Below are 26,361 nucleotides of genomic sequence, written 5' to 3'. Positions count from 1 at the left end.
TATTTATTGTGGTTAGATGAGAAACTATCATAATGTGTTTATAACACGAAAAAAGGTAAGGTAATCAATTTAGTAGGGTAAAAAACTGTAAACTAGCGTGAGGTTAAGTCATCAAGAATAGAATATGCTATTTTAGTCTAGGTCGAAAAATGATTAACTTATTAATATATAACATAAACAAATGAGTAACCCTCATTAAGTATGAGGGTTTTAATTTAATTAAAACATAAGTGAAATTCTTGCGTCAATATTATTATCAGCGTAATTTTTAGCGGCGAGTTTGCTATAGTTTATCGATAACTTAGCATTATTATTTATATTAAGGTCTACCCCAGTCTTTATGATGGCACCGTTGCGAGCGGCTGACGAACCTTGCGAAATAAATGCAGGCTCAGCATCAGCAAACGTGAATTTCATACCTCGAGCTAAATTACCGTATTGGTGCTGCCAACCTAATTCACCATATAAATTAAGACTAGAGCGTGGATTCAATTTCCATTGATTATCGAGTCGAACGCCAAGCGTAGATAATATCCCGTTGATATGTTGTTTATCTGCTTTTAATGATGCGCGATTACCTTTCTCACGAATGGTATTATTGGTGGCGTTTATATAAGCGAGATTTGCAAATGGTTCGATGTTGATTATATTCGCTTTGAGCGGATAAGCGGCTTCGACAAAGGCTTGGCGAGTCTGTGTCTGATAGTTCCCTATCGATTGGCTAACTGATCTATGGGTATTGATATGATGCCATGCGTGTCCTGCTCCAGCTCGAAGTGTAATCGGGTCTAACTGTATGCCACCATAAATAGCCAGATGGTAATTATCACTACTGCCACTATTATGATGACCGGACAAAGTGTTTTTCGTAAAACCGGTGGCAAGCCCTAGAGCAACTTTGTCGTTATAAAAACGTTGATCCGCACCTAAGAACACACCATAAGTTGAGGTGTTATAACTTTCTGCATTACTATCACTAGCGGTATGATCCCAATCATGGAGAACTTTAGCCCAAACGTTACCTTTATTGTCATGGTGCTCTTTAGTTCTATTTAGTGATTCTGAAAAGCGAAGTTGCTTGAAAATAGTTTCCCTTATATGGCGGCTATTATTGATTTGGTTTGATAATACATCGGTGTGTACTTGCCCTGTTAGCGCATTAAAAACAGAAATCGCCTCGTCTTTTGAATCACTTTTTAAGATACTTTTATAGAGCGAATTTTCTGTGGGGAGTTTATCGAGTGCTTGAGCGACTGACTTTTGATTCTGAGTCGTCGCAACGCTGTCAAAAGAGGTGTTATTGCGACCAATATTTAGTGTGACCGCATTTGGTGAGTAGTTTAACGTCGTTCCTATAAAGAGATAATTAGGTTGTACGGTCTCGAATTTACCGCTGATACCTTTTTCGGCGCTTAATATCGTATATTGAGTATCGAATAAATTGTTAACTTGTTGTTTAGATAGCTTATTTTTGTCATTTTCAAATGAAACAGTGACAGTACCACCATTTAGAACAGCCGTACCTTGGCTCTTGATGGTATCGTGTTTCCCCTGTGCATTAATCTCTACTAAATAATGACTATCAGGCTTAAAAATAACAGAATCTGCGATATTGATTGTACCAATTGAATGCCCCGGCGACACCATGGCTTCCTGATTGACGGTTAAATGATTAATCTGACCATTACCAGTTAATAGTCCTGATTGATTAAGAGCGACTTGTGAGTTGATTTTTCCATTATCTAAAATTAATGCGCCTTTATTGACATCTAATGGCGAATTTAACTGACCTTTTATGAATAGTGAACCACCGTTTATTGATGACGGTTTTGAATAATGATTTTTTGCATTCAGTACTAAATTACCCTGATTAACTTCTATGCCAGCAAAGGTATTTTCGCCCGATAAAATGAGCGTGCCACTGCCTTTCTTGATTAATTGCCCTGTGCCTGTAATTGCATTTTTCCACTCATCAATTTCGCCAAAGTTTGCGAAATCAAATTCATTTGTTTTCTGAACAACGATAAAATTATCATATAAATGGGTAGGGCCTTGATAGGCTCTAGGTAAGTTAATGAGTCCCCAATAGGTCTCTGGTTTATCTTTTTTAACATCCCAACCGGCGAGAGAATTAATCGGATAAGCGGTACTGGCTAAAATACTTTGCCGCTGTTCTTTATTTAAATAAGAAAAACGTAAACGCAGTAAATGAGCCGCAGTATTAGGTAGCTCATTAGGGGTAATCATAGGTTTTTCTTCAGGTTCTTTTTTGCCGTAGTATCCAACTTCATCATTGATATGATGACTCGAAGCTGTGAGGCAATCCTTTATGTTTTTTTGGCAAGTTATGGCTGTTTCTTCACGAACATTTCTGGCTAATGTCACAAATGATTTAGCAATTTTATCATCAGCAAGTAATTGAGATAATAGGTAATAGTTGCCAATGCGAGAAGCGATAGTATCTGTTGGGAAATGGGCACCAACAATCACTCGACTTTCTCCATACTCAATCGCTCTTGCAAAGATTTCATCTCCTTTTTCAGGGAATAGGGTGGCTAAAACCGCTGCTTGTTTGAAACCATTCCAAGTATGTCCACTTGGAAAGGACGAACCCCGTATGGCAGTATAATTAGCAATATAGTTACCATCTTTATCGAGTACCTGATAGGGCCGGCCTCGTTGAAAATGCTCTTTAAGAATAAAGTCGATAGATCTAACTCGTTGGCGATTTTCGTCATAAGCTCGGGTACTGATGTCATACAAATCTTTAATCGTATGATAGTGATCATTCGCGGTTAAATCGATTTGATGATCACCAAAGAGTATTGTGTTGAAAGTACTAAAAACATAGTTTGAATTTTGTGACTTATCGGCTTTTGCTCTTTCTAGTCGCTCATCGGTTATTTGGGTATATTCATGACTGATTAGCCTATCCCACTGCGCTATTTTGGAGTCTTTTAAGGGGGAATTGCTAATGACATTATTTTTAATGTCGTTAAGCCAGCTATTTCGTTTATCAATAATATGTTTTTCAGTTGCCTCAATATCTATCTGAGCAAATGAAATATTTGTATACAATAAGGCGAGTAAACTTATCGCCGTAGGTATTATGACTGTTTTCATGACAGGCCTATAGGTTGCGTTAATTAATCTTGAATTTATGAGATGTTAATTACGCAATGTGACGTTTTTATGAAAAAACTCAGCCTTTATTTCGTTAACCTTATGATTTTTGTTTATTTTGTTATTGATTGCATTTACGAATTCAACTTCATTTTTATTATTTTAAAATTCAGATTCATTGTTGTTAAATGTATGCCTCATTACTGTTAATAATAAATTTAATTATTTTTAGTAACCTGAACTAATAAAAAATCGGATAGTAAATAATAGATGTTATTTTTTAAATAAAAAAATAATCAGATGTTTTAATTTAAGCATAATACAGGTGATTAAATAAAAAGGTGAGAGATATTCATAATGATACGCGTGATGACAACCGTTAAAAAAATAGCCTCATGCTTTCACATGAGGCTATTTCTACTAAGAAGCAACTAACGATTAAATATCGATATTAGCGGCTTTTAGTGCGTTCTCTTCGATAAATGCACGGCGAGGTTCGACTGCATCACCCATTAGTGTGGTGAAGAGTAAATCTGTTGCGATAGCATCTTTTACTGTGACGCGTAGCATACGGCGTGTATCTGGGTTCATGGTGGTTTCCCAAAGTTGGTCTGGGTTCATCTCACCAAGACCTTTATAACGCTGTACGTATAGGCCACGACGTGATTCACGGGTTAACCAAGTTAGAGCATCTTCGAAGTTTTCGATATTCTGACGGCGTTCACCACGTTGGATGTAAGCACCTTCTTCGATAAGACCCCCGATTAAATCACCTAAGTGAGTGATACGGCGATATTCACTACCATGAACAAAGTCAAAATCAAGGTTGTAGTCGGAATCAACACCATGAGTACGAATACGGATAGTTGGCTCAAATAGCTGACGTTCACGATTTTCTGTGATGATATAGCTATAAGTACTGCCCGCTTGTTCGTTATCCGTTAAGCGTTGGACTAATGATTTTGCCCACTCTTCAACTTGCTCGTTACTTTTTAGATTATCTTCTACTAAAGTAGGTTGATAAACTAAGCTATTCAGTAGTGCTTGTGGGTAAAGACGCTCAAGACGACGGATAATACGGTGCGCAGCATTATACTCAACAACGAGTTTTTCTAACTCTTCGCCTCTCATGGCCGGTGCATCTGCATTTAAATGCAGCTCAGCGCCATCAAGTGCGATTGAGATGAGGTAATCATCCATTGCATCGTCATCTTTAATATATTGCTCTTGCTTACCTCTTTTCACTTTATACAGTGGTGGTTGAGCAATAAAGATATGACCACGTTCAACAATTTCAGGCATTTGACGATAGAAGAAGGTCAATAGTAAGGTACGAATGTGTGAACCATCGACGTCAGCATCCGTCATGATAATGATGCTGTGATAACGTAGTTTGTCTGGATTATATTCATCGCGGCCGATACCACAACCTAAAGCGGTGATCAGCGTGGCAACTTCTTGTGAAGAAAGCATTTTATCAAAACGGGCTTTCTCAACGTTTAAGATTTTACCTTTTAGCGGCAAGATGGCCTGATTTTTACGGTTACGGCCTTGTTTTGCAGAGCCGCCCGCTGAGTCCCCTTCCACGAGGTATAATTCTGATAATGCAGGGTCGCGTTCTTGGCAGTCAGCCAGTTTACCTGGTAGACCTGCTAAGTCTAAGGCACCCTTACGGCGAGTCATTTCACGTGCTTTACGTGCAGCTTCACGAGCACGTGCTGCATCAATAATTTTACCCACAACGATTTTAGCATCGCCCGGGTTTTCCAATAAATACTCAACCAATTTTTCATTCATCATGGTTTCAACTGCGGTTTTCACTTCAGATGAAACTAATTTTTCTTTGGTCTGAGAGGAGAACTTAGGATCTGGTACCTTAACCGAAATAACAGCAATCAGACCTTCACGTGCATCGTCACCGGTTGCACTGACTTTGGTTTTTTTCTGATAACCTTCTTTTTCCATGTAGTTATTCATGGTTCGGGTCATTGCTGCACGGAAGCCGGCAAGGTGGGCACCACCATCACGCTGAGGGATATTGTTGGTGAAGCAGTAAACGTTTTCTTGGAAACCGTCATTCCACTGCATTGCAACTTCAACACCAATACCGTCTTTCTCAGTTGAGAAATAAAATACATTTGGATGAATCGGAGTTTTATTTTGGCTCAGATATTCAACAAAGGCTTTGATACCGCCTTCATAATGGAAGTGGTCTTCTTTACCTGTACGTTTGTCAATCAGTCGAATTGAAACGCCAGAGTTCAGGAATGACAGTTCACGTAAACGTTTTGCCAAAATATCATATTCGAATTCAGTGACACCTTTAAAGGTATCCATGCTTGGCCAAAAACGTACGCGTGTACCTGTCAGGTCAGTTTCACCCACGACAACTAAAGGCGCTTGAGGCTCACCATGTTTGTAGATTTGTTCGTGAACTTTACCGTCACGACGGATAACTAATTCAAGTTTTTCAGATAGGGCGTTAACGACTGAAACACCAACTCCGTGCAAACCACCGGAGACTTTGTAGGAGTTATCATCGAATTTGCCGCCGGCGTGCAGAACAGTCATGATAACTTCTGCCGCAGATACGCCTTCTTCTTCATGGATACCCGTTGGGATACCACGCCCATCATCCTGAACGGAGACAGAATTATCAGCATGGATAGTGATAACGACGTCATCACAAAAACCTGCGAGGGCTTCGTCGATAGCGTTGTCGACAACCTCGAAGACCATGTGATGAAGACCTGTTCCATCGTCGGTATCACCGATATACATGCCCGGGCGCTTACGCACCGCATCCAGTCCTTTTAATACCTTGATACTTGAGGAGTCATATGTATTCGTCATCAACGTTTCCTGCTCTTTCTATTCCTGAGGTTGAACTTGTATTTTGCCATGTTCTACGCTAAACATCTTGCTGTTTACATCAATCATGTCATTTACTTGCTCGGATGTTATGGCACTAACAAACACCTGAGCTTGCGTAGCCTTGAGACGAGTCGCCAATAGTTGGCGGCGACCTGCATCAAGTTCTGAGGCAAAATCATCCAGTAGATACAGGCATCGTTGCCCGCTCTGTTGAGTGAAAAACTCACCCTGCGCTAACCTTAATGCACACATTAAAAGTTTCAGTTGACCGCGTGAAAGCATATCTTCAACAGGGGTGCCATTTGCCCTAATTCGCAAATCAGCTTTATGTGGCCCGGAGGCGGTATAGGTTAGTGCTCTATCACGCTCAAATTGGCGTTCTAGTTGCTCTGAATAATCAATTTCTTTATCCCAACCACGTTGAAAGGATACGGATAATGAAAATTCAGGTAAAAACTGTTGGCAAGTTTGCTCTATATTTTCAGCAATACCTGCAATATATTCATGACGCCATTGGCTTATTTGCTCTGAAAGTGGCGCTAATTGCTTATCCCAATGACGAATTTGGTCATAACGGGTAACTTGTCGTAATGCAGCATTTCGTTGTTTTAGTAAGCGTTTTAAGTCAGACCAAACTGAAAAAAATAATGGCTCACTGTGAAAACAGCCCCAGTCAATAAACGCGCGTCGGTATTTTGGACCACCGTTTAACAGTGTAAACCCTTCAGGGGTTATTAGCTGCATAGGTAATAATTTTGCAAGCTCTGCAATTTTATGACCATCGGTGCCATCAATCCTGACTTTACTTTCACCTTCTCTATTTTTACTTAATCCAAGAGAAAGGTCTTTACGTTGCTCATCGGCATGACTGAGTTTTCCATGCAGAATAAACTGTTCTTGCTCATGGCGGATAACGCGATTCGCTTGAATACTGCGAAATGCACGACCATGACCTAAAGTATATATTGCTTCCAGTATACTGGTTTTGCCGCTCCCATTTGGGCCAATTAAAAAATTGAACCCAATAGCAAGGGAGAGATCGGCGTCTTCAATGTTACGAAAGTCGCGGATCAATAAACGCGAAAGGATCATATAAAGTGATTACAAACGCATTGGCATGACAACATAAACAGCGGCGCTGCTCGCAGAGTCTTCAATTTGTACACTGGAAACGGCGTCAGTTAAAAGCAATTTAACATTTTCGCTTTTTAGTGTGTTTAAGACATCTAAGATATAACTGACGTTAAAGCCAATTTCCATTTCGGTACCTTGGTAACTGACATCAACAATTTCTTCTGCTTCTTCTTGTTCCGGGTTATTGGCGGTAATACGCAATTGATTTTCGCTAAAATATAAACGAACACCACGGAATTTTTCATTGGATAAAATCGCTGCGCGTGAAAATGCTTGTTTTAATAAATCGCAGCGCGCTTCTAAGGTTTTATCTGGGCTTTTCGGTAGCACTCGACGGTAATCAGGGAAACGGCCATCAACCAGTTTAGAGGTGAAAATAAAATCGCCAACGTGTGCTCGAATATTATTGCTACCGATTTGTAATTGCAAAGGCGCATCGCCGCCATCTAACAAACGCATGAGTTCCATGACCCCTTTACGCGGGACAATCACAGAATGCGATGGGAGCTCTTGACCGATATCCATTGCGCAAACAGCCAGTCGATGGCCATCAGTCGAAATGGTTCTTAGTAGTTGCCCCTCAGTTTCAAACAGCATTCCGTTGAGGTAATAACGGACATCTTGATGTGCCATTGAAAACTGGGTTGCTTCAATTAAGCGCTTCAGTATTGATTGTGGAAGTGAGAATTCAACTTCACTTTGCCAATCATCTAAATTTGGGAAATCAGTCGCCGGTAAAGTCGATAATGAAAAACGGCTGCGACCCGAACGAACGAGTAACCGATCATCATCAAGTTCTACTCTAATTTCAGAACCTTCGGGCAAACCACGCCAGATATCAAAAAATTTGCGTGCGGGAACCGTCGTTGCGCCAACTTCATGTTCTTGAGTCAGAGGGACATTGGCCATCATCTCCATTTCTAGGTCGGTTCCGGTAAGTTGGAGTGCGCCTTCTTTTACCTGTAATAAAAGATTACCTAAAATAGGCAGAGTTGGACGACCACCTAAAGGGCCACTAACCTGCTGTAATGGTTTTAATAACTGCTCGCGTTCTATAGTAAATTTCATAGCAATTAAGATGATAATGTTCTGATTAGATTAGAAAAATCTTCTTTGATGTCATGGCTCTCTTCTCGTAATTGTTCAATTTTACGACAAGCATGAAGGACCGTTGTATGGTCGCGACCGCCAAAGGCATCCCCGATTTCAGGTAAACTGTGATTTGTCAGTTCTTTTGCGAGTGCCATTGCCATCTGACGCGGACGGGCGACAGAACGAGAACGACGCTTGGAAAGCAAATCAGCTACCTTAATTTTATAATATTCAGCCACTGTTTTCTGAATGTTATCAATAGTGACTAATTTTTCTTGTAGTGCCAGTAGATCACGCAGTGCTTCTCGAACAAAGTCGATAGTAATAGCACGACCGGTAAAATTAGCATTGGCAATAACACGGTTTAATGCGCCTTCAAGTTCACGCACATTAGAGCGTAAACGTTTAGCGATGAAAAAGGCAACTTCACCCGGCAGCTGAATTTCATTTTCATCTGCTTTTTTCATCAAAATGGCAACACGTGTTTCTAGCTCGGGCGGTTCTATCGCGACAGTCAAACCCCAACCAAAACGCGATTTTAAGCGATCTTCCACCCCATTGATTTCTTTAGGGTAGCGGTCTGAGGTCAAAATAATTTGTTGATTGCCTTCAAGTAATGCATTGAATGTATGAAAAAACTCTTCTTGTGAGCGTTCTTTGTTAGCAAAAAATTGAATGTCATCTATTAGTAAAGCATCAACAGAACGGTAATAGCGCTTGAACTCTTCAATCGCATTATTCTGTAAAGCTTTGACCATATCTTGAACAAATCGTTCAGAATGCATGTAAACCACACGGGCATTTGCTTTGTGTTGCATAATGCTGTTACCAACCGCATGCAGTAAATGCGTTTTACCTAAACCCGTACCACCATAAAGGAATAATGGATTATAGGCGCTACCTGGATTTTCTGCGACTTGTCTTGCCGCTGCACGGGCTAATTGGTTTGATTTACCTTCAACAAAGTTATCAAAAGTATGCTTAGGGTTCACATTTGAACGATAAACAACGTCTGGTAGTACTTTGTTTGAGTTGTCCCAACTTGGCCTAATGGGTGCGGATGGCATGACAAAAGCCGGTTTTTCGTGTGTGGGATTACGTGTCTGAGTGCTAGTCGGCGCCGCTGACATAGGCTTATTACCGACTTCAAAATGCAGTGCGGGTGCATTAGAGCCACAAAAATCATTCAATAATTCGTTGATATTATTGATGTACTTGTCCCTTACCCAGTCAAGGACAAAACGATTTGGGGCATAAAGTGCCAGAGTGTTACCGTTCAATTCAGCTTGAAGGGGGCGTATCCACATACTGAATTCGGTGGTAGGCAGTTCATCCTGCAATCGGGCAAGACATTGCTGCCAAAGCGAAAGTGACACGTTGGGCTCCCCTAAACAAGGTCAATGAAACAAGAATTACGGATTTAGCTCAGAATTTTTTACTGGCTGCTTTGTTTTACAAAGAAAGCCAGAGAAGTATTTTGGTTAACTTTATTATTTCTTTATTATTTATCTCTAATTCGCTATTACTGACTTAATACCAACAAAGCCAACGAAATAGTGGCGATCGTCGGATCAGCAACACGACCTAGGATCATACCGTAAAATTAATAAGAGATCTCACTCTTTTACACAGTTTTTATGCTTTTTATCCACAGGCAATTGTGTTAAGGATGCTCTTTGAGGGGTGAAGTCCTCTGGTTGATCCCGATTAGCTCTGTTTTTTCCACATGGCTGGGGATAACTTTAGATGATTTCTTGAAAAAATTCTGCACCCATAAAAAATATATTTAGATCGAGTTAAGATCCTTGCGCTTTAGGGTGGAGTCCGTATAATCTTCCTCCCTGTGTACAGTGCTAATGTGGTTTTTTAACAAGCTGCGATCCGTTAGCCTTGCATTGTGATTTTTGCCTATGCTCTAGTGAATGACGTAGAGTTCGCGTTTTTTACGGCTCAATGTTCAGGGCTAAAGTTAGCAATAATCTCAATCTAGGTCAGCCCACAGTCAGTTTGAAAATCGTGTCATTAGCAGATTGTCACGGTATATGTCAGCGAACCTGTCAGCCAGGCAATAAATAAAAGTGGTTTGATTGCGTCATCTTATTGACGTGACCCCCTATGTTTTATTACAATCCTGCTTCTTTCTATATTGTTGCGATAGAGGCACAGGTGTAAATCAGTTTTCACTGGTTGCCAACGCGTTTACTGAATCAGTAATAAATTTAAAAGTTAGGTAGAAATCGTTATGAAACGCACTTTTCAACCGTCCTTACTGAAGCGCAACCGTTCACACGGTTTCCGCGCTCGTATGGCTACTAAAAATGGTCGTCAAGTTCTGGCTCGCCGTCGTGCGAAAGGCCGCTCTAGTCTGACCGTTTCATCTAAGTAATAAAGCTAGCCCTCTATTAAAGTGGTTACGCTCGCTTTTACCCGGGAGTTACGTTTGTTAACTCCCAGGCATTTCGACAATGTCTTTAAGCAGCCGCAGAGGGCGAGTTCCCCAGAGATAACAATCCTTGGTCGCCTAAACGAGCTGGGGCATCCCCGCATCGGTCTTACCATCGCTAAAAAAAATGTTAAACGAGCTCATGAGCGAAATCGTATTAAACGATTAGCGCGTGAATACTTTCGTTTGCATCAACACGACTTGCCCCCAATGGATTTTGTGTTATTGGTAAGGAGAGGGGTCGCTAATCTCGACAATCGACAAATCACGGAAGCGTTGGATAAGTTATGGCGTCGTCATCGTCGCTTGGCTCAAAACTCCTGATTATGCTGATCAGAGGCTATCAACTGGCGATTAGTCCGTTGTTAGGACCTCGTTGTCGCTTCAATCCAACATGCTCTAATTACGGAATTGAGGCATTGCGCAGGTTTGGTATGTTAAAAGGTAGTTGGTTAACAGCGAAACGCATATTAAAATGCCACCCTTTACACGCTGGTGGAGACGATCCTGTTCCGCCTAAAAAAACTGATGATAATAGAGAATTATAACGATGGATTCGCAACGCAATCTTCTACTCATCGCTTTGTTGTTCGTATCGTTCTTAGTTTGGCAGGCCTGGGAGAGCGATAAAGTTGCTCAGGAAGTAAAAACTGTTCAGACTACGCAACAAGCGGATATGCCAAGCAGTGATGCTCAAGCTGTAACCAGCTCAGGGCAAGGTAAGCTCATTTCGGTAAAAACTGATGTATTAGATATTCGTATTAATACACGTGGTGGTGATATCGATGAGGCTGACCTGTTAGCCTACCCTGCGACCCTTCATTCGGAAGACCCTTTCCGTTTACTGGAAACTACACCAGGTTTTGTTTATCAGGCTCAAAGTGGTCTGATTGGTCCTCACGGTCCAGACAATCCAGCAAATAACAATGGCGTGCGTCCTCTTTATACTACTGAAGCGACAAGCTTTACGTTAGCACAAGGGCAAGATGAATTACGCGTACCAATGACGTTTACAGATAGCAACGGCGTTGTGTACCAAAAAACGTATATCATGAAACGTGGCCGCTATACTGTTGATGTTGAATACAGTATTCAAAACTCAACCGCTCAGCCGTTAAGCCTCGCTTTCTTTGGCCAGTTGAAACAGACTATCCAATTACCAAGCGATCGTGATACTGGTAGCAGCAACTTTGCATTGCACACTTATCGTGGTGCAGCATACTCTTCTGATGAAACTAACTATAAAAAATATAGTTTTGGTGACATTGAAGACAAAAATCTTAGCTTGACCACTAAAGGCGGCTGGATTGCAATGTTGCAGCAATATTTTGCAACAGCATGGGTGCCTGCAAGTTCTGAGAAAAGTACGTTCTATTCCATCGATTTAGATAAAAACTCCGCTATCATTGGTTATAAGAGTGAACCAATGACTATCGCTGCTAATGGTGTGGGTACGTATTCATCAACTCTCTGGATTGGGCCTGAAATCCAATCTGAAATGGTTGAAGTTGCACCTCATTTAGATTTAACCGTTGATTACGGTTGGTTATGGTTTATCTCTCAGCCACTGTTTAAATTACTGAAATTTATTCATGATTATGTTGGCAACTGGGGCTTCTCCATCATCGTTATCACCTTTATCGTTCGTGGTATCATGTACCCGCTGACTAAAGCGCAGTATACCTCGATGGCGAAAATGCGTTTACTGCAACCTAAACTGGCTGCAATGCGTGAGCGTATTGGTGATGATAAACAACGCATGAGCCAAGAAATGATGGCAATGTATAAAGCAGAGAAAGTAAACCCACTCGGTGGTTGTTTACCTCTGGTTATCCAAATGCCAATCTTCCTTGCACTTTATTATATGTTGATGGGTTCTGTTGAACTACGTCACGCGCCGTTTATTGGTTGGATTCAGGACTTGTCAGCACAAGACCCGTACTACATCCTGCCAGTGCTAATGGGTGTGACCATGTTTGTTATTCAGAAGATGTCGCCAACGGCGGTGACAGACCCAATGCAGCAGAAGATTATGACTTACATGCCAGTCGTGTTCACTATCTTCTTCCTGTGGTTCCCATCAGGTCTGGTTCTGTATTATATCGTGAGTAACTTAGTGACCATCATCCAACAACAGGTTATTTACCGTGGATTGGAAAAACGTGGTCTACATAGTCGCGATAAGAAAGAAAAAAAATAATAAAGTCTTAGGGTAACCTAAGAGGATATCCCCAAAATAAGTCGAGTTGCTAGGCGAAGCTAGCACGGGTAACTTGAAGTATGATGGGGATATGCATAATATTAAGGCGACCAATTAGGTCGCCTTATTCTTTTCAAAAAAGTGTTCCAGTCAAAGACAGAGAAACATCATGCAAATTAACGATACGATAGTCGCACAGGCAACACCTCCCGGACGTGGTGGTGTCGGTATTTTACGTGTATCAGGCCCGAAAGCTGCTTTGATTGCAGAAACGGTGCTTGGTAAACAGCCAAAGCCACGTTATGCCGATTATCTGCCGTTTCGTGATGTAGATGGCTCTGTTATTGATCAGGGTATTGCGATTTACTTTCCGGGACCAAATTCTTTTACGGGTGAAGATGTTCTTGAACTTCAAGGGCATGGCGGTCCTGTTATTCTTGATCTATTACTGAGAAGAATTTTAACCGTTGATGGTATTCGTATCGCCAATCCGGGTGAGTTTTCTGAGCGTGCATTTTTAAATGATAAATTGGATTTAGCTCAAGCTGAAGCCATTGCTGATTTAATTGATGCCAGTTCCGAACAAGCAGCTCGCTCAGCGATGAACTCATTGCAAGGAGCGTTTTCTGCCCATATCAATCAATTAGTGGAAGCACTCACTCACTTACGGATCTATGTGGAAGCTGCGATTGATTTTCCAGATGAAGAAATTGATTTCCTTTCTGACGGAAAAATTGAAGCCAAATTAGATGAAGTGGTTGCGGATTTAGAACAAGTTCGCTCACAGGCTCGTCAAGGAAGTCTGTTACGCGAAGGCATGAAAGTGGTTATCGCGGGTCGACCAAATGCGGGCAAATCAAGCCTATTAAATGCATTAGCAGGTCGAGAAGCTGCGATTGTAACGGATATTGCGGGCACAACCCGTGATGTTTTACGTGAACATATCCACATTGATGGTATGCCATTGCATATTATTGATACCGCAGGCTTGCGTGAAGCTAGTGATGAAGTTGAACGTATTGGTATTGAACGTGCTTGGAAAGAGATTGAGCAGGCAGACCGCGTGCTATTTATGGTGGATAGCACGACAACAGATGCTACCGAACCTCAAGCAATATGGCCCGAATTTATGGCGCGTTTACCTGAAACGCTGCCAGTTACGGTGATCCGTAATAAAGCAGATATGACTGGCGAGCAAATCGAGCTTGTTGAAGATACTCGTCATCCGGTTATTCGTATTTCAGCTCGTGAAGAAAAAGGGATTGATTTGCTGCGCGATCACCTGAAAGAAGCGATGGGGTTTAGTGGTAATACCGAAGGTGGTTTTCTTGCTCGTCGTCGTCACTTACAAGCCTTGAATGCAGCAGCAATACATTTAGCACAAGGTCATGAGCAGTTAGTAGGTGCTCGCTCCGGTGAGCTATTGGCTGAAGAGTTACGCTTAGCTCAGCAAGCACTGAGTGAAATCACCGGCGAATTTACATCCGATGATTTGTTAGGCAGAATTTTCTCGAGCTTTTGTATTGGGAAATAAATAAACTTCATCTACTGAGTATTGCGATGGTGTTCTATACTCAACGTTAATGTTTGAAGGGTATGTAAAACAAACTGATAAAGGTATTGAGTATTTTTATCACTCTATGGTGATAATGTTATCGCTGCTCTTCGTTAAAAAATTGATGAGGTTTGCTGAAGTTCCTCTCGTCGTGCAATAAATGCCCAGTCGTTACCGAACAGCGGCTGGCATAGTCAGAGGGCGGGGTGGATGTTCACTTTGGGTTACATATGAACCATGTAACCCAAATTAATATTTAATAAGCTTGTCCTACACGATTACGACCCACTAACATGCAACCTTCTCTATTGCCCATATCACAGGCCTTATTGAATAGAAAATTCGCTTTATTGAGATCATGAGAAACACCTAGACCGGCTTTATACATTCGTCCTAGTGCAACCATAGAGTTATCACCTCCTTGTATGGCGGCTTTTTCATACCATTTTGCGGCTTGAGTATAATCTATAGGGACACCCTGCCCTAAAAAGTAAATCACGCCCATCGCTTGCTGAGCATTGGGGTCTCCCTGTAATGCCGCCTTTTCTAACCAATATTTGGCTTTTTGTTTATCTGCTGAAATTTGGTCGCCATTAAAATAGAGCATACCCAATCGTAGTTGCGCTATCATCGAACCATTATTCGCCGCTTTTTCTAACCACTCGATACCCTTATCAAAAGATTTTGCCATCGATACTGATTCACCTGACTCGTCACGTAAATAAAGTTCTGCCACAGCAGTTTGAGAAAGTGTATCTCCTTTATTTGATGCTTTAATAAACGCATTTTTTGCTTTTGTCTGCCATTGAGCTCGGTCAGGGTCATTAAACATAATCTCAGAGGCTTTTTCCAGATACATATATCCTAGCGCGCGATCCACTTTTGGGGATGGAGTTGCATCCATCTGGCTAAAATATTTTATTGCTTTATCAATATCCTGCGTACCCTCAATACTCAAATAGCTCATGACACCGAGTAAAAATAAGGCTTGCTGGTCACCTTTCTCAGCTGCTTTTTCATAGTCTGCTTTGGATAAGGTAAGGTCTTCTTTAGCTTTAAGATCAAAGATGGTAAACCACTTTAACCACTGATTGGCAATTTGGGGGGATTTGGCATTAGCCGCTTTCAAATGTGTAATAGATTTAGCGAGGTCACGGTGTTTTAGATCGGAGGTGAGGTAGATAATTCCTAAAAGATAATCACTGTTATTATTGCCATTTTTTACTGCCTTTTTATGCCACTCGATGGTTTTATCTAAACTCTTTTCAACCTCATCACCTGATCGGTATTTCTCGGCAAGGTAAAATTGATATTCTGCATCACCTTGGTTAGCTTTGGTCATCACTTCATCAAGGGAAGGCTTAGCAAATGCCGAAAAACATACTGACAATAGAAACACTATTAAGATCCGTTTTATCATTTTCATCTCCTTGATGAAGGGGCTCAGTAAAAAATATTAGCAGTGCCTCTAATCCTTTACTCTACTCGCATGGGTAAACACGGTCGCTTTTCCTTGTCGGCAGAATCCGACTAGCGTTAAGTTAGCTTTCTCGGCGACTTCGATAGCTAAAGAGGTGGCTGCTGAAACGGCAAATAAAATTTCTGCTCCGCAGCTCGCGGCTTTTTGAACCATTTCATAACTTGCACGACTCGAAACCAATACTGCACCTTGCTGCCAATCGTTGCGGTGTTTCATTCCTAACAGTTTATCTAGCGCTACGTGACGGCCGACATCTTCACAACCGCCGACTAATATGCCCTCAGGGGAAATCCATGCAGCCGCATGGGTACAGCCAGTTAATGCACCGATTTCTTGTACTTTTTTGAGTTCATGCAAGGCATTATCGAGATATGACAGAGAAAAAGTCTGGGTAAACGGCAGTGGTGCGATGGGTTTAAAGATTTCATCAAGTTGCTCAGTGCCACAAATACCACAACCTGTGCGACCGGCTAAATTACGTCTGCGTTCTTTTAATCCACTAAAACGGCGGCTAGATAATTCAACATGAACTTCAATGCCTCGGTGGCAACCTTGGACAATATCAATTCCACGAATTTCATCGCCCGATTGTATTATTCCTTCAGATAAAGAAAATCCAAGGGCAAAATCCTCTAAATCTTTCGGTGTAGCCATCATTACTACATGGGATATACCGTTAAAAACTAAAGCGACAGGTATTTCTTCTGCAACCCAGTCATCAATGGGCTCACCAAGGTTGCTTTTTTGTTGCACGCTTGTGTGATTTGCGCCGATCATTTTGACTAATCTCGCTTCATTTGTAGCATTTGTTTCATACATTAGATGAATTCCTAGCGCTAATGATACATAATATTGATTATGGGTAAAAAGAATTTACACCATTTGCCGGGCAATGAACCTGGATACGATAGGGAAGACGTTAAATAAAAACAGTTTACCTGATTATCAATATTGAAGTTAGGTAAACATGAGCAATGTAAATGAGGAGATCCCCATGCAAGTCAGCAGAAGGCGGTTCTTTAAGATCTGCGCTGGCGGTATGGCAGGTACGACGGTAGCGGCGTTAGGTTTTGCACCTTCCATCGCGTTAGCGTCAACACGTCAGTATAAGTTACTGCGTGCTAAGGAAACCAGAAATACCTGTACCTACTGTTCTGTCGGCTGTGGGCTGTTAATGTACAGTCTTGGCGATGGCGCGAAAAATGCAAAAGAGAGTATTTTTCACATTGAAGGGGACCCGGATCATCCGGTAAACCGTGGTGCACTTTGTCCTAAAGGTGCAGGCCTTATCGACTTCATTCACAGTGAAAGTCGCCTAAAATATCCTGAAGTACGCGAACCCGGTACCAATGAGTGGAAACGTATTTCTTGGGATAACGCGTTTGACCGTATTGCTAAGCTAATGAAAGAAGACCGTGATGCTAACTTTATTCCAAAAAATAAAGATGGTGTGACAGTCAATCGTTGGCTAACTACCGGAATGCTTTGTGCATCAGCGGGTAGTAATGAATCAGGTTTTGTTACTCAAAAATTTACTCGCGCCCTCGGCATGCTTGCCGTTGATAACCAAGCGCGTGTCTGACACGGACCAACGGTAGCAAGTCTTGCTCCAACATTTGGTCGCGGTGCGATGACCAACCACTGGGTTGACATTAAAAATGCAAACCTAGTCGTCGTTATGGGTGGTAATGCAGCAGAAGCGCATCCAGTCGGTTTCCGATGGGCGATGGAAGCTAAAATCCATAATAAAGCCAAACTAATTGTGATTGACCCACGCTTTACCCGTACAGCGGCAGTGGCGGATTTTTACACGCCTATTCGTTCTGGTACTGATATCGCATTTTTATCTGGCGTCATTAAATATTTACTGGATAACGAAAAAATTCAACGTGAATATGTTGAAGCTTATACCAATGCAAGTTTGGTTATCCGTGAAGACTATGGTTTTGATGATGGTTTATTTACAGGCTACGATGCTGAAAAACGTCAATATGACAAAACCACGTGGAATTATGAGTTGGATGAAAACGGCCTTGCGCTGCGCGATCCTACGCTGAAAAACCCGCGTTGTGTCATGAATTTATTGAAAGAGCACGTTAGTCGTTATACACCAGAAGTGGTTAATAACATCTGCGGTACGCCAATTGAAGACTTTTTACAAGTCTGTGAGCTGCTAGCAGAAACCAGTGTTAAAGATAAAACAGCAACATTCCTGTATGCGCTCGGTTGGACACAACATACCGTCGGTGCACAAAATATTCGTACTATGGCAATGATCCAGCTATTGCTAGGTAACATGGGAATGCTAGGTGGTGGGGTTAACGCACTTCGTGGTCACTCAAATATCCAAGGTTTGACTGACTTAGGCTTGTTGTCACAAAGTCTGCCGGGTTATATGACTTTGCCATCAGAAAAGCAAACCACACTTGAAAGTTATTTAGCGGCTAATACGCCAAAAGCCACCGTCGAAGGCCAGGTGAACTATTGGGGTAATTACCCGAAATTCTTTGTCAGTATGATGAAGACTTTCTTTGGTGATAAAGCGCAAAAAGAAAATGATTGGGGCTTTGATTTATTACCTAAATGGGATCAGGGCTACGACGTACTGCGCTATTTCGAAATGATGGATAAAGGAGAAGTGAATGGCTATATCTGCCAAGGCTTCAACCCATTAGCCTCATTCCCGAATAAAAATAAAGTCTCGAAATCGCTTTCTAAGCTTAAATTCTTAGTAACGATTGACCCGCTGAATACAGAAACTGCAAATTTCTGGCAAAACCACGGTGAAATGAATGATGTGAAACCGGAAGATATTCAAACTACTGTATTCCGTCTGCCATCTTGCTGTTTTGCTGAAGAAAATGGTTCGATTGTAAACTCTGCGCGTTGGTTACAGTGGCACTGGAAAGGTGCTGATGCCCCGGGTGAAGCTATCAGTGATGGTGAAATCTTATCGGGTATTTATCATCGTCTACGCCAAATGTATGAAACCGAAGGCGGTGCAGTACCTGAGCAGGTTCTGAGTATGACTTGGAACTACTTTGACCGTGATAATCCAACTCCGGAAGAAGTGGCACAAGAAAACAACGGTTATGCGCTGGTTGATCTTAAAGACGCCGATGGCAATATTATCGCGAAAAAAGGTGAACTGCTTAGTTCGTTTGCACAACTACGCGATGACGGCACAACCTCAAGTGGTTGCTGGATTTTTGCTGGTAGCTGGACGCCGAAAGGTAACCAGATGGCTAACCGTGATAACTCTGACCCAACAGGTCTTGGTAATACACTTGGTTGGGCATGGGCATGGCCGCTGAACCGTCGTGTTATTTATAACCGCGCATCAGCTGACCCAATGGGTAAACCATGGGATCCGAAGCGTCAAATTCTTGAGTGGAATGGTAGCAAGTGGATTGGTATGGATATACCAGACTACAGCAATGCCGCACCAGGAAGTGGCGTAGGACCATTTATCATGCAGCCAGAAGGTATGGGGCGTTTGTTTGCTTTGGATAAAATGGCCGAAGGCCCATTCCCTGAGCACTACGAGCCAATCGAAACGCCGCTTGATACTAACCCACTGCATCCAAACGTGGTGTCTAACCCTGCTGCTCGCATCTTTAAAGATGATTGGGCTCAAATGGGTAAAGCGACAGAATTCCCTTATGTGGGAACGACTTATCGCCTGACAGAGCATTTCCACTATTGGACAAAACACGCATTGTTAAATGCCATCATTCAGCCACAGCAATTTATCGAAATTGGTGATCGCTTGGCGAAAGAGAAAGGTATTGAGCAAGGTGATACGGTAAAAGTCAGTTCGAAACGAGGTTATATCAAAGCGAAAGCCGTGGTAACCAAGCGTATTAGAACCCTGAAAGTGGCTGGAAAAGATGTCGATACTATCGGTATTCCTATTCACTGGGGCTTTGAAGGTTTGGCGGTGAAAGGCTTTATTGCAAATACGCTAACGCCATATGTGGGTGATGCGAATACTCAGACGCCGGAATTTAAGTCATTCCTTGTCAATGTGGAAAAGGTGTAAGGAGATAAATTATGTCAATGCAATCACAGGACATTATTCGTCGCTCTGCCACCAATTCCCTGACCCCCGCACCTCAGGTGCGGGATTATAAGGAAGAGGTTGCAAAGCTTATTGATGTGACGACCTGTATTGGCTGTAAAGCCTGTCAGGTCGCGTGTTCAGAATGGAACGATATTCGTGACAAAATCGGTACTAACGTTGGGGTATATGATAACCCAACGGATTTAACCGCTAAGTCATGGACGGTGATGCGTTTCTCTGAAGTTGAAGAGAACGATAAATTCGAATGGTTGATCCGTAAAGATGGCTGCATGCACTGTGCTGACCCCGGTTGCTTGAAGGCTTGCCCTTCTGAAGGCGCAATCGTGCAGTACAAAAATGGTATCGTGGATTTCCAATCAGAGCATTGTATTGGTTGTGGTTACTGTATTGCAGGTTGCCCATTTGATGTGCCACGTATCAATAAAGACGATAATCGCGCATACAAATGTACGCTTTGTGTTGACCGCGTTGAAGTGGGTCAAGAGCCTGCCTGTGTAAAAACATGTCCAACGGGTGCTATTCATTTTGGTAGCAAGGAAGACATGATTAACTTGGCGGGTGAGCGTGTTGATGAGTTGAAAACGCGTGGTTATGACAATGCGGGTTTATATGACCCAGAAGGTGTGGGTGGTACGCACGTGATGTATGTTTTACATCACGCAGATAAACCTCAGTTGTACCATGGGTTGCCAGAAAATCCGACTATCAGCCCAACAGTTACTTTCTGGAAAGGTATCTGGAAGCCGTTAGCAGCGGTAGGTTTTGCTGCAACATTTGCGGCGGCCATCTTCCACTATGTGGGTATTGGTCCGAACCGCGTCTCCAAAAAAGATGAAGAAGAGGCTCTGGAAGATTTGCATAACGCAATGTCATCTGACACTTCGAAATCAAAAGAAGGGGAGGATCAGAAATGATACCAGATGATAATGACAAAATTATTCGCCACAAGCCAATAGAAAGGATTAATCATTGGGCGGTTGTGATTTGCTTTTTGTTCACTGCAATCAGCGGATTGGGCTTCTTTTTCCCGTCGCTAAATTGGTTTATGAATATTTTAGGCACGCCACAACTGTCTCGGATTTTACATCCATTCGTGGGTACGGCAATGTTTTTGCTGTTTGTCTTTATGTTCTTCCGTTATTTCCACCATAACTTCGTTAACAAAGAAGATATCAAGTGGGCAAAAAATATCGGTAAAGTACTTAAAAATGAAGAAGCTGGCGATGTTGGTCAATATAACCTCGGTCAGAAAGGGGTGTATTGGGTAGTCTCTATCTGCTTACTGCTATTGGTTGTTAGCGGTGTGATAATGTGGCGTCCATATTTTGCCGATTATTTTCCTATCCCGTTATACCGTGCCGCTATTATGGTGCATTCACTTTCTGCTATTGCACTGATCATTATGATTATTGTACATGCTTATGCGGCAATGTGGGTGAAAGGTTCTGTGCGTGCGATGGTTGAAGGATGGGTAACACGTGGTTGGGCGAAAAAGCATCACCCACTGTGGTACCGTGAGCTTGTCGAAAAAGAGAAGCAGCAGCAACAACAGAAACAAGATAAAAGTTAGTTTTTTGGGTTGCTGAAATCGAGCCCATCATCAATAAATATTGGTGGTGGGCTTTTTTGTTTTTAGTGATTAATTACGTACTTTTAAGCTATAAATGAAAGCAATAAACAGCAAAATTAATACAAATGAGAACCCAGCAAAGTGGTATTTAACGGATAAAATACTGCCTGTAAGACCACCTAGAATAAAAAAGAGTACAGCAAGAAATAATACTTTTTTGCTGTTATCACCTTTAACATTTTTAAGAAATGCATTAATACAAGATGTTGTCATTCCTGTCACATAGGTTGAGTGAATACCGACGCTTCCCACCTTATTAAAAAATCCATTCTGAATTCCCATTGATAAACTAATAATAAAAATAACAAGATTAGGGGAATAGAGGGCATGTAGCAGGAAATAAAGTATGAAAACACTACTAAATAAAAGAAAAACTAAGCCAATAACTAAACGATAGCATGATAACTGATTGTTTTTTATCCTAAACCATGACCCAGAAAGGGTACCCGTGAAAAATCCGGCAATTGAAATTGCGGATAAAAGCAACATGGAGAAGTCCATCTGTGCCAGATAGACCATGCTTAAAATACTGTTTCCGGTGAGGTGCCCCGTAAAAACTTCAAAAATAACAAATGAGCTCGCATCAACGAAGCCACCAATAAAGGCTAACAAGAGAAAGAAAGGAGTATGCGAATTAGGTTCAAATTTAAATAATGATGTCATTTTTTAGCCTTTATTGGAGATAATTCTTTTAATCAATATAGATAATAACAAAAAACCTGATACCAGAGTTACAGTATCAGGTTTTGTGATTAAATGAATCGGGTAAAAATTGAACCGTTATAAGGAATGAAGATTGTTGAGTGTTTCAATCGTCTTTTTAGCACCATTATCTCTGAGTGACAGATAGAAATTTGTCACTTTTTCAGTAAATAATGCATTGTTAACAAGCTCTGCACAGAAGAGTGAGTCTAATGATAGCAATGAAGTTACTCGGCTTTCATCATCTTCACTTTGTGCTACAAGCTCAGCGAGTTTAGTTGCTAGTGGGTCACTAATTTGAATTTGAGCTTGATTATCATCTTTACCGCTGACATACCTCATCCAGCCTGCAACAGCTAATGCTAAATAATCAAATGAGCTTCCATTATTGAGATGGATTTGAATGGAATCAAGTAATCGCTGGGAAAGCTTTAATGTGCCATCCATGGCGATTTGCCATGTACGATGTTTAAGACCGGTATTTTTAAAGCGTTCAATTAATGCATTGGCGTATTGAGGTAAATCGACATTTTTGATTGATAAAGTCGGTGCTTGCTCATTCACCATTAGATAATAAGCGGCTTTTTCATAAGCGCTATCTTGCATACATTCATTAATGTATTGATAGCCAGCGAGATACCCTAAGTAAGCCAGAAATGAATGGCTACCATTTAACATGCGCAGTTTCATTTCTTCAAAAGGAATAACATTGCTAACAAGTTGAGCTCCCGCTTTTTCCCATTCAGGACGACCTGCAACAAAATTATCTTCAATTACCCATTGTTTGAAGGGTTCACAGGCTATTGCGACGTTATCGACGATTTGGCCTAGTTGTGACTGAATTTTAACTGCGGTCTCAGGCGTCATAGCGGGCACAATTCTATCCACCATCGTTGATGGAAAAGTCACGTTGTCTGCTATCCATTTCGCTAGTTCGGGATCACGCTTATTTGCCATCGCGAGGATAACATTTTTAGTAATATGGCCATTTTCAGGCATATTATCGCAAGACATCACCGTAAAGGGCGCAATACCTTGTTCTTTGCGACGTTTGAGCGTTTCAACAATCAAACCGGGCAGTGACTTGGGTGTTTCTGGTGATTGTAAATCATGGGCAATGGCTGCATTCTCAAAGTCAATAGAACCGGTTGCTGGTACATAGCAATAGCCTTTTTCAGTCACTGTCATTGAAACAATCGCGATATTAGGGTCTAACATGCGATTAATTACAGCATCTATCCCATGAATTTCAGGATGTAAGGCTTCCTTTACTACCCCAACAGTCCGAGTTTGCCAGTTATCACCTTGCATCTCACAGACATTGTATAAATAATCTTGTGCAATTAAGTCATTAATTTGCTGCTCACCACCGACTAAATTAACTTCACAAAATCCCCAATCACTTTGATGCTCCGATGCTAATATTTCTGCAAAGATGGCTTGGTGGGCGCGATGAAACGCGCCGAATCCAAGGTGCAGCATTTTTGTCTTAACCTGATTTCTATCATAGCTCGGTACTTTGATAGATTTTGGTAATTGATTTAGGTTATTCGTTGACAGTTGCATATTTGACTTTACCTTTTTGTTGCTCAAGTTCTTCAACGGCATCTAATGGGCTAGTTAAATCACGATCTTTGACTTCAGGCATAATGATTGCAGTAATTAAAGAGATTGCAGAGTAGACAATAATCATGATAGCAATTGGCCACCAACTGTCTGTAATACTACAGAAAATACCTGCTAATACCGGGCCTAATCCAGAAGCAATTAATCCACCAATCTCTTTTGCGACAGCCATACCTGTAAAGCGATTACGTGAATTAAACATCTCAGCCATCGTAATATTTTCTAAGGCAAATAATCCAAGTACCGCACTATTATGAATGACAATGATACAAATGGTGATCATGTGGACACTGTTCGCGCCATTAACAATAACGGACAGCATCGGGTAGGCTAACAACATGGCTGAGAGGCTGAGGATAATATAAGGAATACGGCGACCAAATTTATCCGAGAGCAATCCAATTAATGGAATAGTTAAGAAACCAACAGCAGAACTTATCATGATGGCATCTGTTGGAATGCTTTTATCAAATAATAAGCTTTGTACTAAATAACCTGCTAAGAATGTTTGAATTAACCCTGAGTTACCAGCTTGACCAAAACGAATACCCGTGGCTAACCAGAAAGCTTTGGTTTTAAACATCGCGAAAAAGCTTTCTTTTGCTGGTGTTTGAGTAGAGGCCTTACTTTCTTGCTCTTCAATATTTTGTACTTTTTCAAATACTGGGCTTTCTTTTAAGTTCAGTCGTAACCATACAGCAAAAAGCATGACGACAAAGCTTGCTAAGAAAGGCACACGCCATCCCCAAGCCAGTAACTCTTCTTTATCTAACCAAAAGAACATGAGAGCCCAAATTGCAGTTGCACTTAGTGTCCCACAGTTAGTACCTAGACCAACTAAGGATGCCACGATACCTCTGCGACCTTTTGGCGCGTATTCAGCAAGCATAGTACCCGCACCCGAAATCTCAGCACCAGCGCCTAGCCCTTGAATAATCCGCAACAATACTAAGAGTAGCGGTGCGAGTATCCCTACTTGGGCATAGGTTGGGAGGAAACCGATTAGCGTGGTACAAATTCCCATCATGGTGATGGTAATAAACAAAACTTTTTTACGGCCAATCCTGTCACCCATTTGGCCAAAGAAGACGGCACCAACGATACGCGCGACATAGCCTGCACCGTAGGTTCCCATCGCTAAAATTAAAGCCATCGATGCGGACTGTTCTGGAAAAAATACCTGATGAAAAACAAGTGCTGCGCCTAATGAATAGAGCTGAAAATCCATAAATTCTAGAGCGGTTCCAAGCCAACCTGAAACCGCAGCTTTGGTTAAATCACCAGAGCTGCGTTCAACCTTCCCTGTAGGGTCTATCGACTGAGTGTTCATATTATTATCCTATTAATCGCGTAGGGTACTGTGTAAGGTGTTGTTATATTTTTAATTAAATCAAAATGTTAAAAGAATTTTACAGCAGGTTTTTTGGTCTTTCTCAAAGGTTAAAATGGCGTCTTGTGCATCAGTAAATGCAAACTGATGTGTTAGTATTTTGCTTGGATCGATTTTTTTATTGGCAATCCAATCAATAACCTCTGGGAATTTTTTAGCATTCAAGCGCGAAGAAAATAAGGAGATTTCTTTGCTGGTAATGCTTTGTTGTGTTACTGAACTTGCCTCACTCGAGAATCCCATAATAGAGACTCTTGCAGCAGGAGATGCAATAAGAATTGCCTCTTGCATGATAGAAGGATGACAAGCAGCATCTAACACGAGTGTTGGCCGAATATTTAATGCTTTGAGCTGTTCTGGAAGTGGAATTTGTGAATTATCAATGACGATATCAGCGCCGCAAGCTGTTGCTCTTGCTAAGCGTTCAGCAACACGGTCAACGACAATCAAAGTCTTAACTTGATAAACACCTTTTAATACTTGAGCACAGGTCAAACCAATGGTTCCTGCTCCATAGACAAGTGCAATATCCGCATTATTTGGTTTAACGTGAGAAGTGACATTTGCTGCGATTGAGTAAGGTTCAACAGTCACCGCATGTTCATCAGGGATATTATCTGGGATGGTATAGGCATTATCAGCAGGAACAGTCACATATTCAGTAAAGCCACCATCCGTATGAACGCCTAACACTTCTAGCGTTTCACACACATTGGGTTTACCAATTGAACATGGATAACAATGGCCACAGCTCAGTACTGGGTCAATCGATACGCGTTCACCAATGCGTTTACTATCTACAGCATTGCCTACTTTATCGATAATACCGAAAAACTCGTGTCCAATGATCCGTGGATATTTGGCAAAAGGGTTGTGTCCACGGTAAATATGGCTATCTGAGCCACAAATACCCGCTAGACGTACTTTGATTCTAACTTGATGCGCTTGCGGTTCTGGGATAGCACGTTCTTCAATGAGTAATGTATTTGGTTCTTTAATTACGACAGCTTTCATGTTGAACTCCAAAA

General features: G+C 41.6%; 19 protein-coding genes. 8 read left to right on the top strand and 11 right to left on the bottom strand.

Going from position 1 to position 26,361, the window contains the following annotated elements:
- Positions 1-219: 219 nt before the first annotated feature.
- The 5 genes from DD649_RS00930 to dnaA all read right to left on the bottom strand — a co-directional run bounded on the left by DD649_RS00930 (position 220) and on the right by dnaA (position 9,599).
- The gene (locus DD649_RS00930; RefSeq protein WP_294101549.1) at positions 220-3,123 is read right to left on the bottom strand and encodes an autotransporter domain-containing protein; all 2,904 of its coding nucleotides are present in this window, start codon (positions 3,121-3,123) and stop codon (positions 220-222) included.
- 438 nt (positions 3,124-3,561) lie between these two features.
- Positions 3,562-5,976, bottom strand: coding sequence for a DNA topoisomerase (ATP-hydrolyzing) subunit B (gene gyrB / locus DD649_RS00925; protein WP_294101547.1), 2,415 nt, complete (start codon positions 5,974-5,976; stop codon positions 3,562-3,564).
- A gap of 18 nt (positions 5,977-5,994) precedes the next feature.
- Positions 5,995-7,089 carry a DNA replication/repair protein RecF gene (gene recF, locus DD649_RS00920; RefSeq protein WP_294101545.1) on the bottom strand — a complete coding sequence of 365 codons (1,095 nt, stop codon included), beginning with the start codon at positions 7,087-7,089 and terminating at the stop codon, positions 5,995-5,997.
- Positions 7,090-7,098: 9 nt separating this feature from the next.
- Complete coding sequence (gene dnaN / locus DD649_RS00915; RefSeq protein ID WP_294101543.1) at positions 7,099-8,199, bottom strand: DNA polymerase III subunit beta; 1,101 nt, start codon at positions 8,197-8,199, stop codon at positions 7,099-7,101.
- Positions 8,200-8,204: 5 nt separating this feature from the next.
- On the bottom strand, positions 8,205-9,599 hold the full coding sequence (gene dnaA, locus DD649_RS00910; protein WP_294101540.1) for a chromosomal replication initiator protein DnaA: 1,395 nt from the start codon (positions 9,597-9,599) through the stop codon (positions 8,205-8,207).
- An 866-nt stretch (positions 9,600-10,465) separates the two neighbouring features.
- Between dnaA and rpmH the strand changes: the two genes are divergently transcribed.
- The 5 genes from rpmH (at position 10,466) to mnmE (ending at position 14,400) form a co-directional block, all read left to right on the top strand.
- Positions 10,466-10,609 (top strand): 50S ribosomal protein L34, encoded by a 144-nt coding sequence (gene rpmH / locus DD649_RS00905; RefSeq protein WP_068437925.1) that lies wholly within the window; start codon positions 10,466-10,468, stop codon positions 10,607-10,609.
- 21 nt (positions 10,610-10,630) lie between these two features.
- Positions 10,631-10,990 (top strand): ribonuclease P protein component, encoded by a 360-nt coding sequence (gene rnpA / locus DD649_RS00900; protein ID WP_336428639.1) that lies wholly within the window; start codon positions 10,631-10,633, stop codon positions 10,988-10,990.
- Positions 10,954-11,214, top strand: a complete 261-nt coding sequence (yidD, locus tag DD649_RS00895) for a membrane protein insertion efficiency factor YidD (protein WP_294101523.1) — start codon at positions 10,954-10,956, stop codon at positions 11,212-11,214. Before rnpA ends, yidD begins: the two co-directional genes overlap by 37 nt.
- A gap of 2 nt (positions 11,215-11,216) precedes the next feature.
- Positions 11,217-12,866, top strand: coding sequence for a membrane protein insertase YidC (gene yidC, locus DD649_RS00890; RefSeq protein ID WP_294101520.1), 1,650 nt, complete (start codon positions 11,217-11,219; stop codon positions 12,864-12,866).
- A gap of 169 nt (positions 12,867-13,035) precedes the next feature.
- Positions 13,036-14,400: a tRNA uridine-5-carboxymethylaminomethyl(34) synthesis GTPase MnmE gene (mnmE, locus tag DD649_RS00885; protein WP_294101517.1), complete on the top strand. Its 1,365-nt coding sequence runs from the start codon at positions 13,036-13,038 to the stop codon at positions 14,398-14,400.
- A gap of 277 nt (positions 14,401-14,677) precedes the next feature.
- Here the strand turns inward: mnmE and DD649_RS00880 are convergent, their stop codons facing one another.
- Together DD649_RS00880 and fdhD are read right to left on the bottom strand one after the other, a co-directional pair.
- Positions 14,678-15,841 carry a hypothetical protein gene (locus tag DD649_RS00880; RefSeq protein WP_294101514.1) on the bottom strand — a complete coding sequence of 388 codons (1,164 nt, stop codon included), beginning with the start codon at positions 15,839-15,841 and terminating at the stop codon, positions 14,678-14,680.
- Between the two features lie 48 nt (positions 15,842-15,889).
- On the bottom strand, positions 15,890-16,720 hold the full coding sequence (gene fdhD, locus DD649_RS00875; protein WP_294101511.1) for a formate dehydrogenase accessory sulfurtransferase FdhD: 831 nt from the start codon (positions 16,718-16,720) through the stop codon (positions 15,890-15,892).
- Positions 16,721-16,895: 175 nt separating this feature from the next.
- Between fdhD and fdnG the strand changes: the two genes are divergently transcribed.
- The 3 genes from fdnG to fdoI are packed head-to-tail and all read left to right on the top strand — an operon-like array spanning position 16,896 to position 21,555.
- A complete protein-coding gene (fdnG, locus tag DD649_RS00870; protein ID WP_336428635.1) occupies positions 16,896-19,943 on the top strand; it encodes a formate dehydrogenase-N subunit alpha in 3,048 nt (1,015 codons plus the stop codon).
- 11 nt (positions 19,944-19,954) lie between these two features.
- The gene (fdxH, locus tag DD649_RS00865; RefSeq protein ID WP_336428634.1) at positions 19,955-20,899 is read left to right on the top strand and encodes a formate dehydrogenase subunit beta; all 945 of its coding nucleotides are present in this window, start codon (positions 19,955-19,957) and stop codon (positions 20,897-20,899) included.
- On the top strand, positions 20,896-21,555 hold the full coding sequence (fdoI, locus tag DD649_RS00860; RefSeq protein ID WP_294101499.1) for a formate dehydrogenase cytochrome b556 subunit: 660 nt from the start codon (positions 20,896-20,898) through the stop codon (positions 21,553-21,555). Before fdxH ends, fdoI begins: the two co-directional genes overlap by 4 nt.
- 69 nt (positions 21,556-21,624) lie before the next feature.
- Here fdoI and DD649_RS00855 read toward each other — a convergent pair whose 3' ends face one another.
- From DD649_RS00855 to DD649_RS00840, 4 genes are all read right to left on the bottom strand, one after another.
- Positions 21,625-22,278: a YoaK family protein gene (locus DD649_RS00855; RefSeq protein ID WP_294101498.1), complete on the bottom strand. Its 654-nt coding sequence runs from the start codon at positions 22,276-22,278 to the stop codon at positions 21,625-21,627.
- A 117-nt stretch (positions 22,279-22,395) separates the two neighbouring features.
- Positions 22,396-23,883 (bottom strand): fructuronate reductase, encoded by a 1,488-nt coding sequence (locus DD649_RS00850; RefSeq protein ID WP_294101495.1) that lies wholly within the window; start codon positions 23,881-23,883, stop codon positions 22,396-22,398.
- Entirely contained in the window at positions 23,864-25,273 is a 1,410-nt protein-coding gene (locus DD649_RS00845; RefSeq protein WP_294101492.1) for an MFS transporter, read from the bottom strand. Before DD649_RS00845 ends, DD649_RS00850 begins: the two co-directional genes overlap by 20 nt.
- Before the next feature lie 60 nt (positions 25,274-25,333).
- Positions 25,334-26,347 carry a Zn-dependent oxidoreductase gene (locus tag DD649_RS00840; protein WP_336428630.1) on the bottom strand — a complete coding sequence of 338 codons (1,014 nt, stop codon included), beginning with the start codon at positions 26,345-26,347 and terminating at the stop codon, positions 25,334-25,336.
- Positions 26,348-26,361 lie beyond the last annotated feature (14 nt).

Origin of the sequence: Providencia sp., assembly GCF_003533305.1 — a bacterium.
GTDB lineage: Bacteria > Pseudomonadota > Gammaproteobacteria > Enterobacterales > Enterobacteriaceae > Providencia.
This window is presented reverse-complemented; position numbering and strand designations above follow the sequence as displayed.

Coding starts and splice junctions, on each gene's coding strand:
- DD649_RS00880 (WP_294101514.1), bottom strand. CDS start 15,841: ATGATAAAACGGATCTTAATAGTGTTTCTATTGTCAGTATGTTTTTCG.
- dnaN (WP_294101543.1), bottom strand. CDS start 8,199: ATGAAATTTACTATAGAACGCGAGCAGTTATTAAAACCATTACAGCAG.
- yidD (WP_294101523.1), top strand. CDS start 10,954: ATGGCGTCGTCATCGTCGCTTGGCTCAAAACTCCTGATTATGCTGATC.
- DD649_RS00855 (WP_294101498.1), bottom strand. CDS start 22,278: ATGACATCATTATTTAAATTTGAACCTAATTCGCATACTCCTTTCTTT.
- DD649_RS00850 (WP_294101495.1), bottom strand. CDS start 23,883: ATGCAACTGTCAACGAATAACCTAAATCAATTACCAAAATCTATCAAA.
- rpmH (WP_068437925.1), top strand. CDS start 10,466: ATGAAACGCACTTTTCAACCGTCCTTACTGAAGCGCAACCGTTCACAC.
- fdxH (WP_336428634.1), top strand. CDS start 19,955: ATGTCAATGCAATCACAGGACATTATTCGTCGCTCTGCCACCAATTCC.
- recF (WP_294101545.1), bottom strand. CDS start 7,089: ATGATCCTTTCGCGTTTATTGATCCGCGACTTTCGTAACATTGAAGAC.
- yidC (WP_294101520.1), top strand. CDS start 11,217: ATGGATTCGCAACGCAATCTTCTACTCATCGCTTTGTTGTTCGTATCG.
- gyrB (WP_294101547.1), bottom strand. CDS start 5,976: ATGACGAATACATATGACTCCTCAAGTATCAAGGTATTAAAAGGACTG.
- DD649_RS00840 (WP_336428630.1), bottom strand. CDS start 26,347: ATGAAAGCTGTCGTAATTAAAGAACCAAATACATTACTCATTGAAGAA.
- fdoI (WP_294101499.1), top strand. CDS start 20,896: ATGATACCAGATGATAATGACAAAATTATTCGCCACAAGCCAATAGAA.
- fdhD (WP_294101511.1), bottom strand. CDS start 16,720: ATGTATGAAACAAATGCTACAAATGAAGCGAGATTAGTCAAAATGATC.
- DD649_RS00845 (WP_294101492.1), bottom strand. CDS start 25,273: ATGAACACTCAGTCGATAGACCCTACAGGGAAGGTTGAACGCAGCTCT.
- mnmE (WP_294101517.1), top strand. CDS start 13,036: ATGCAAATTAACGATACGATAGTCGCACAGGCAACACCTCCCGGACGT.
- DD649_RS00930 (WP_294101549.1), bottom strand. CDS start 3,123: ATGAAAACAGTCATAATACCTACGGCGATAAGTTTACTCGCCTTATTG.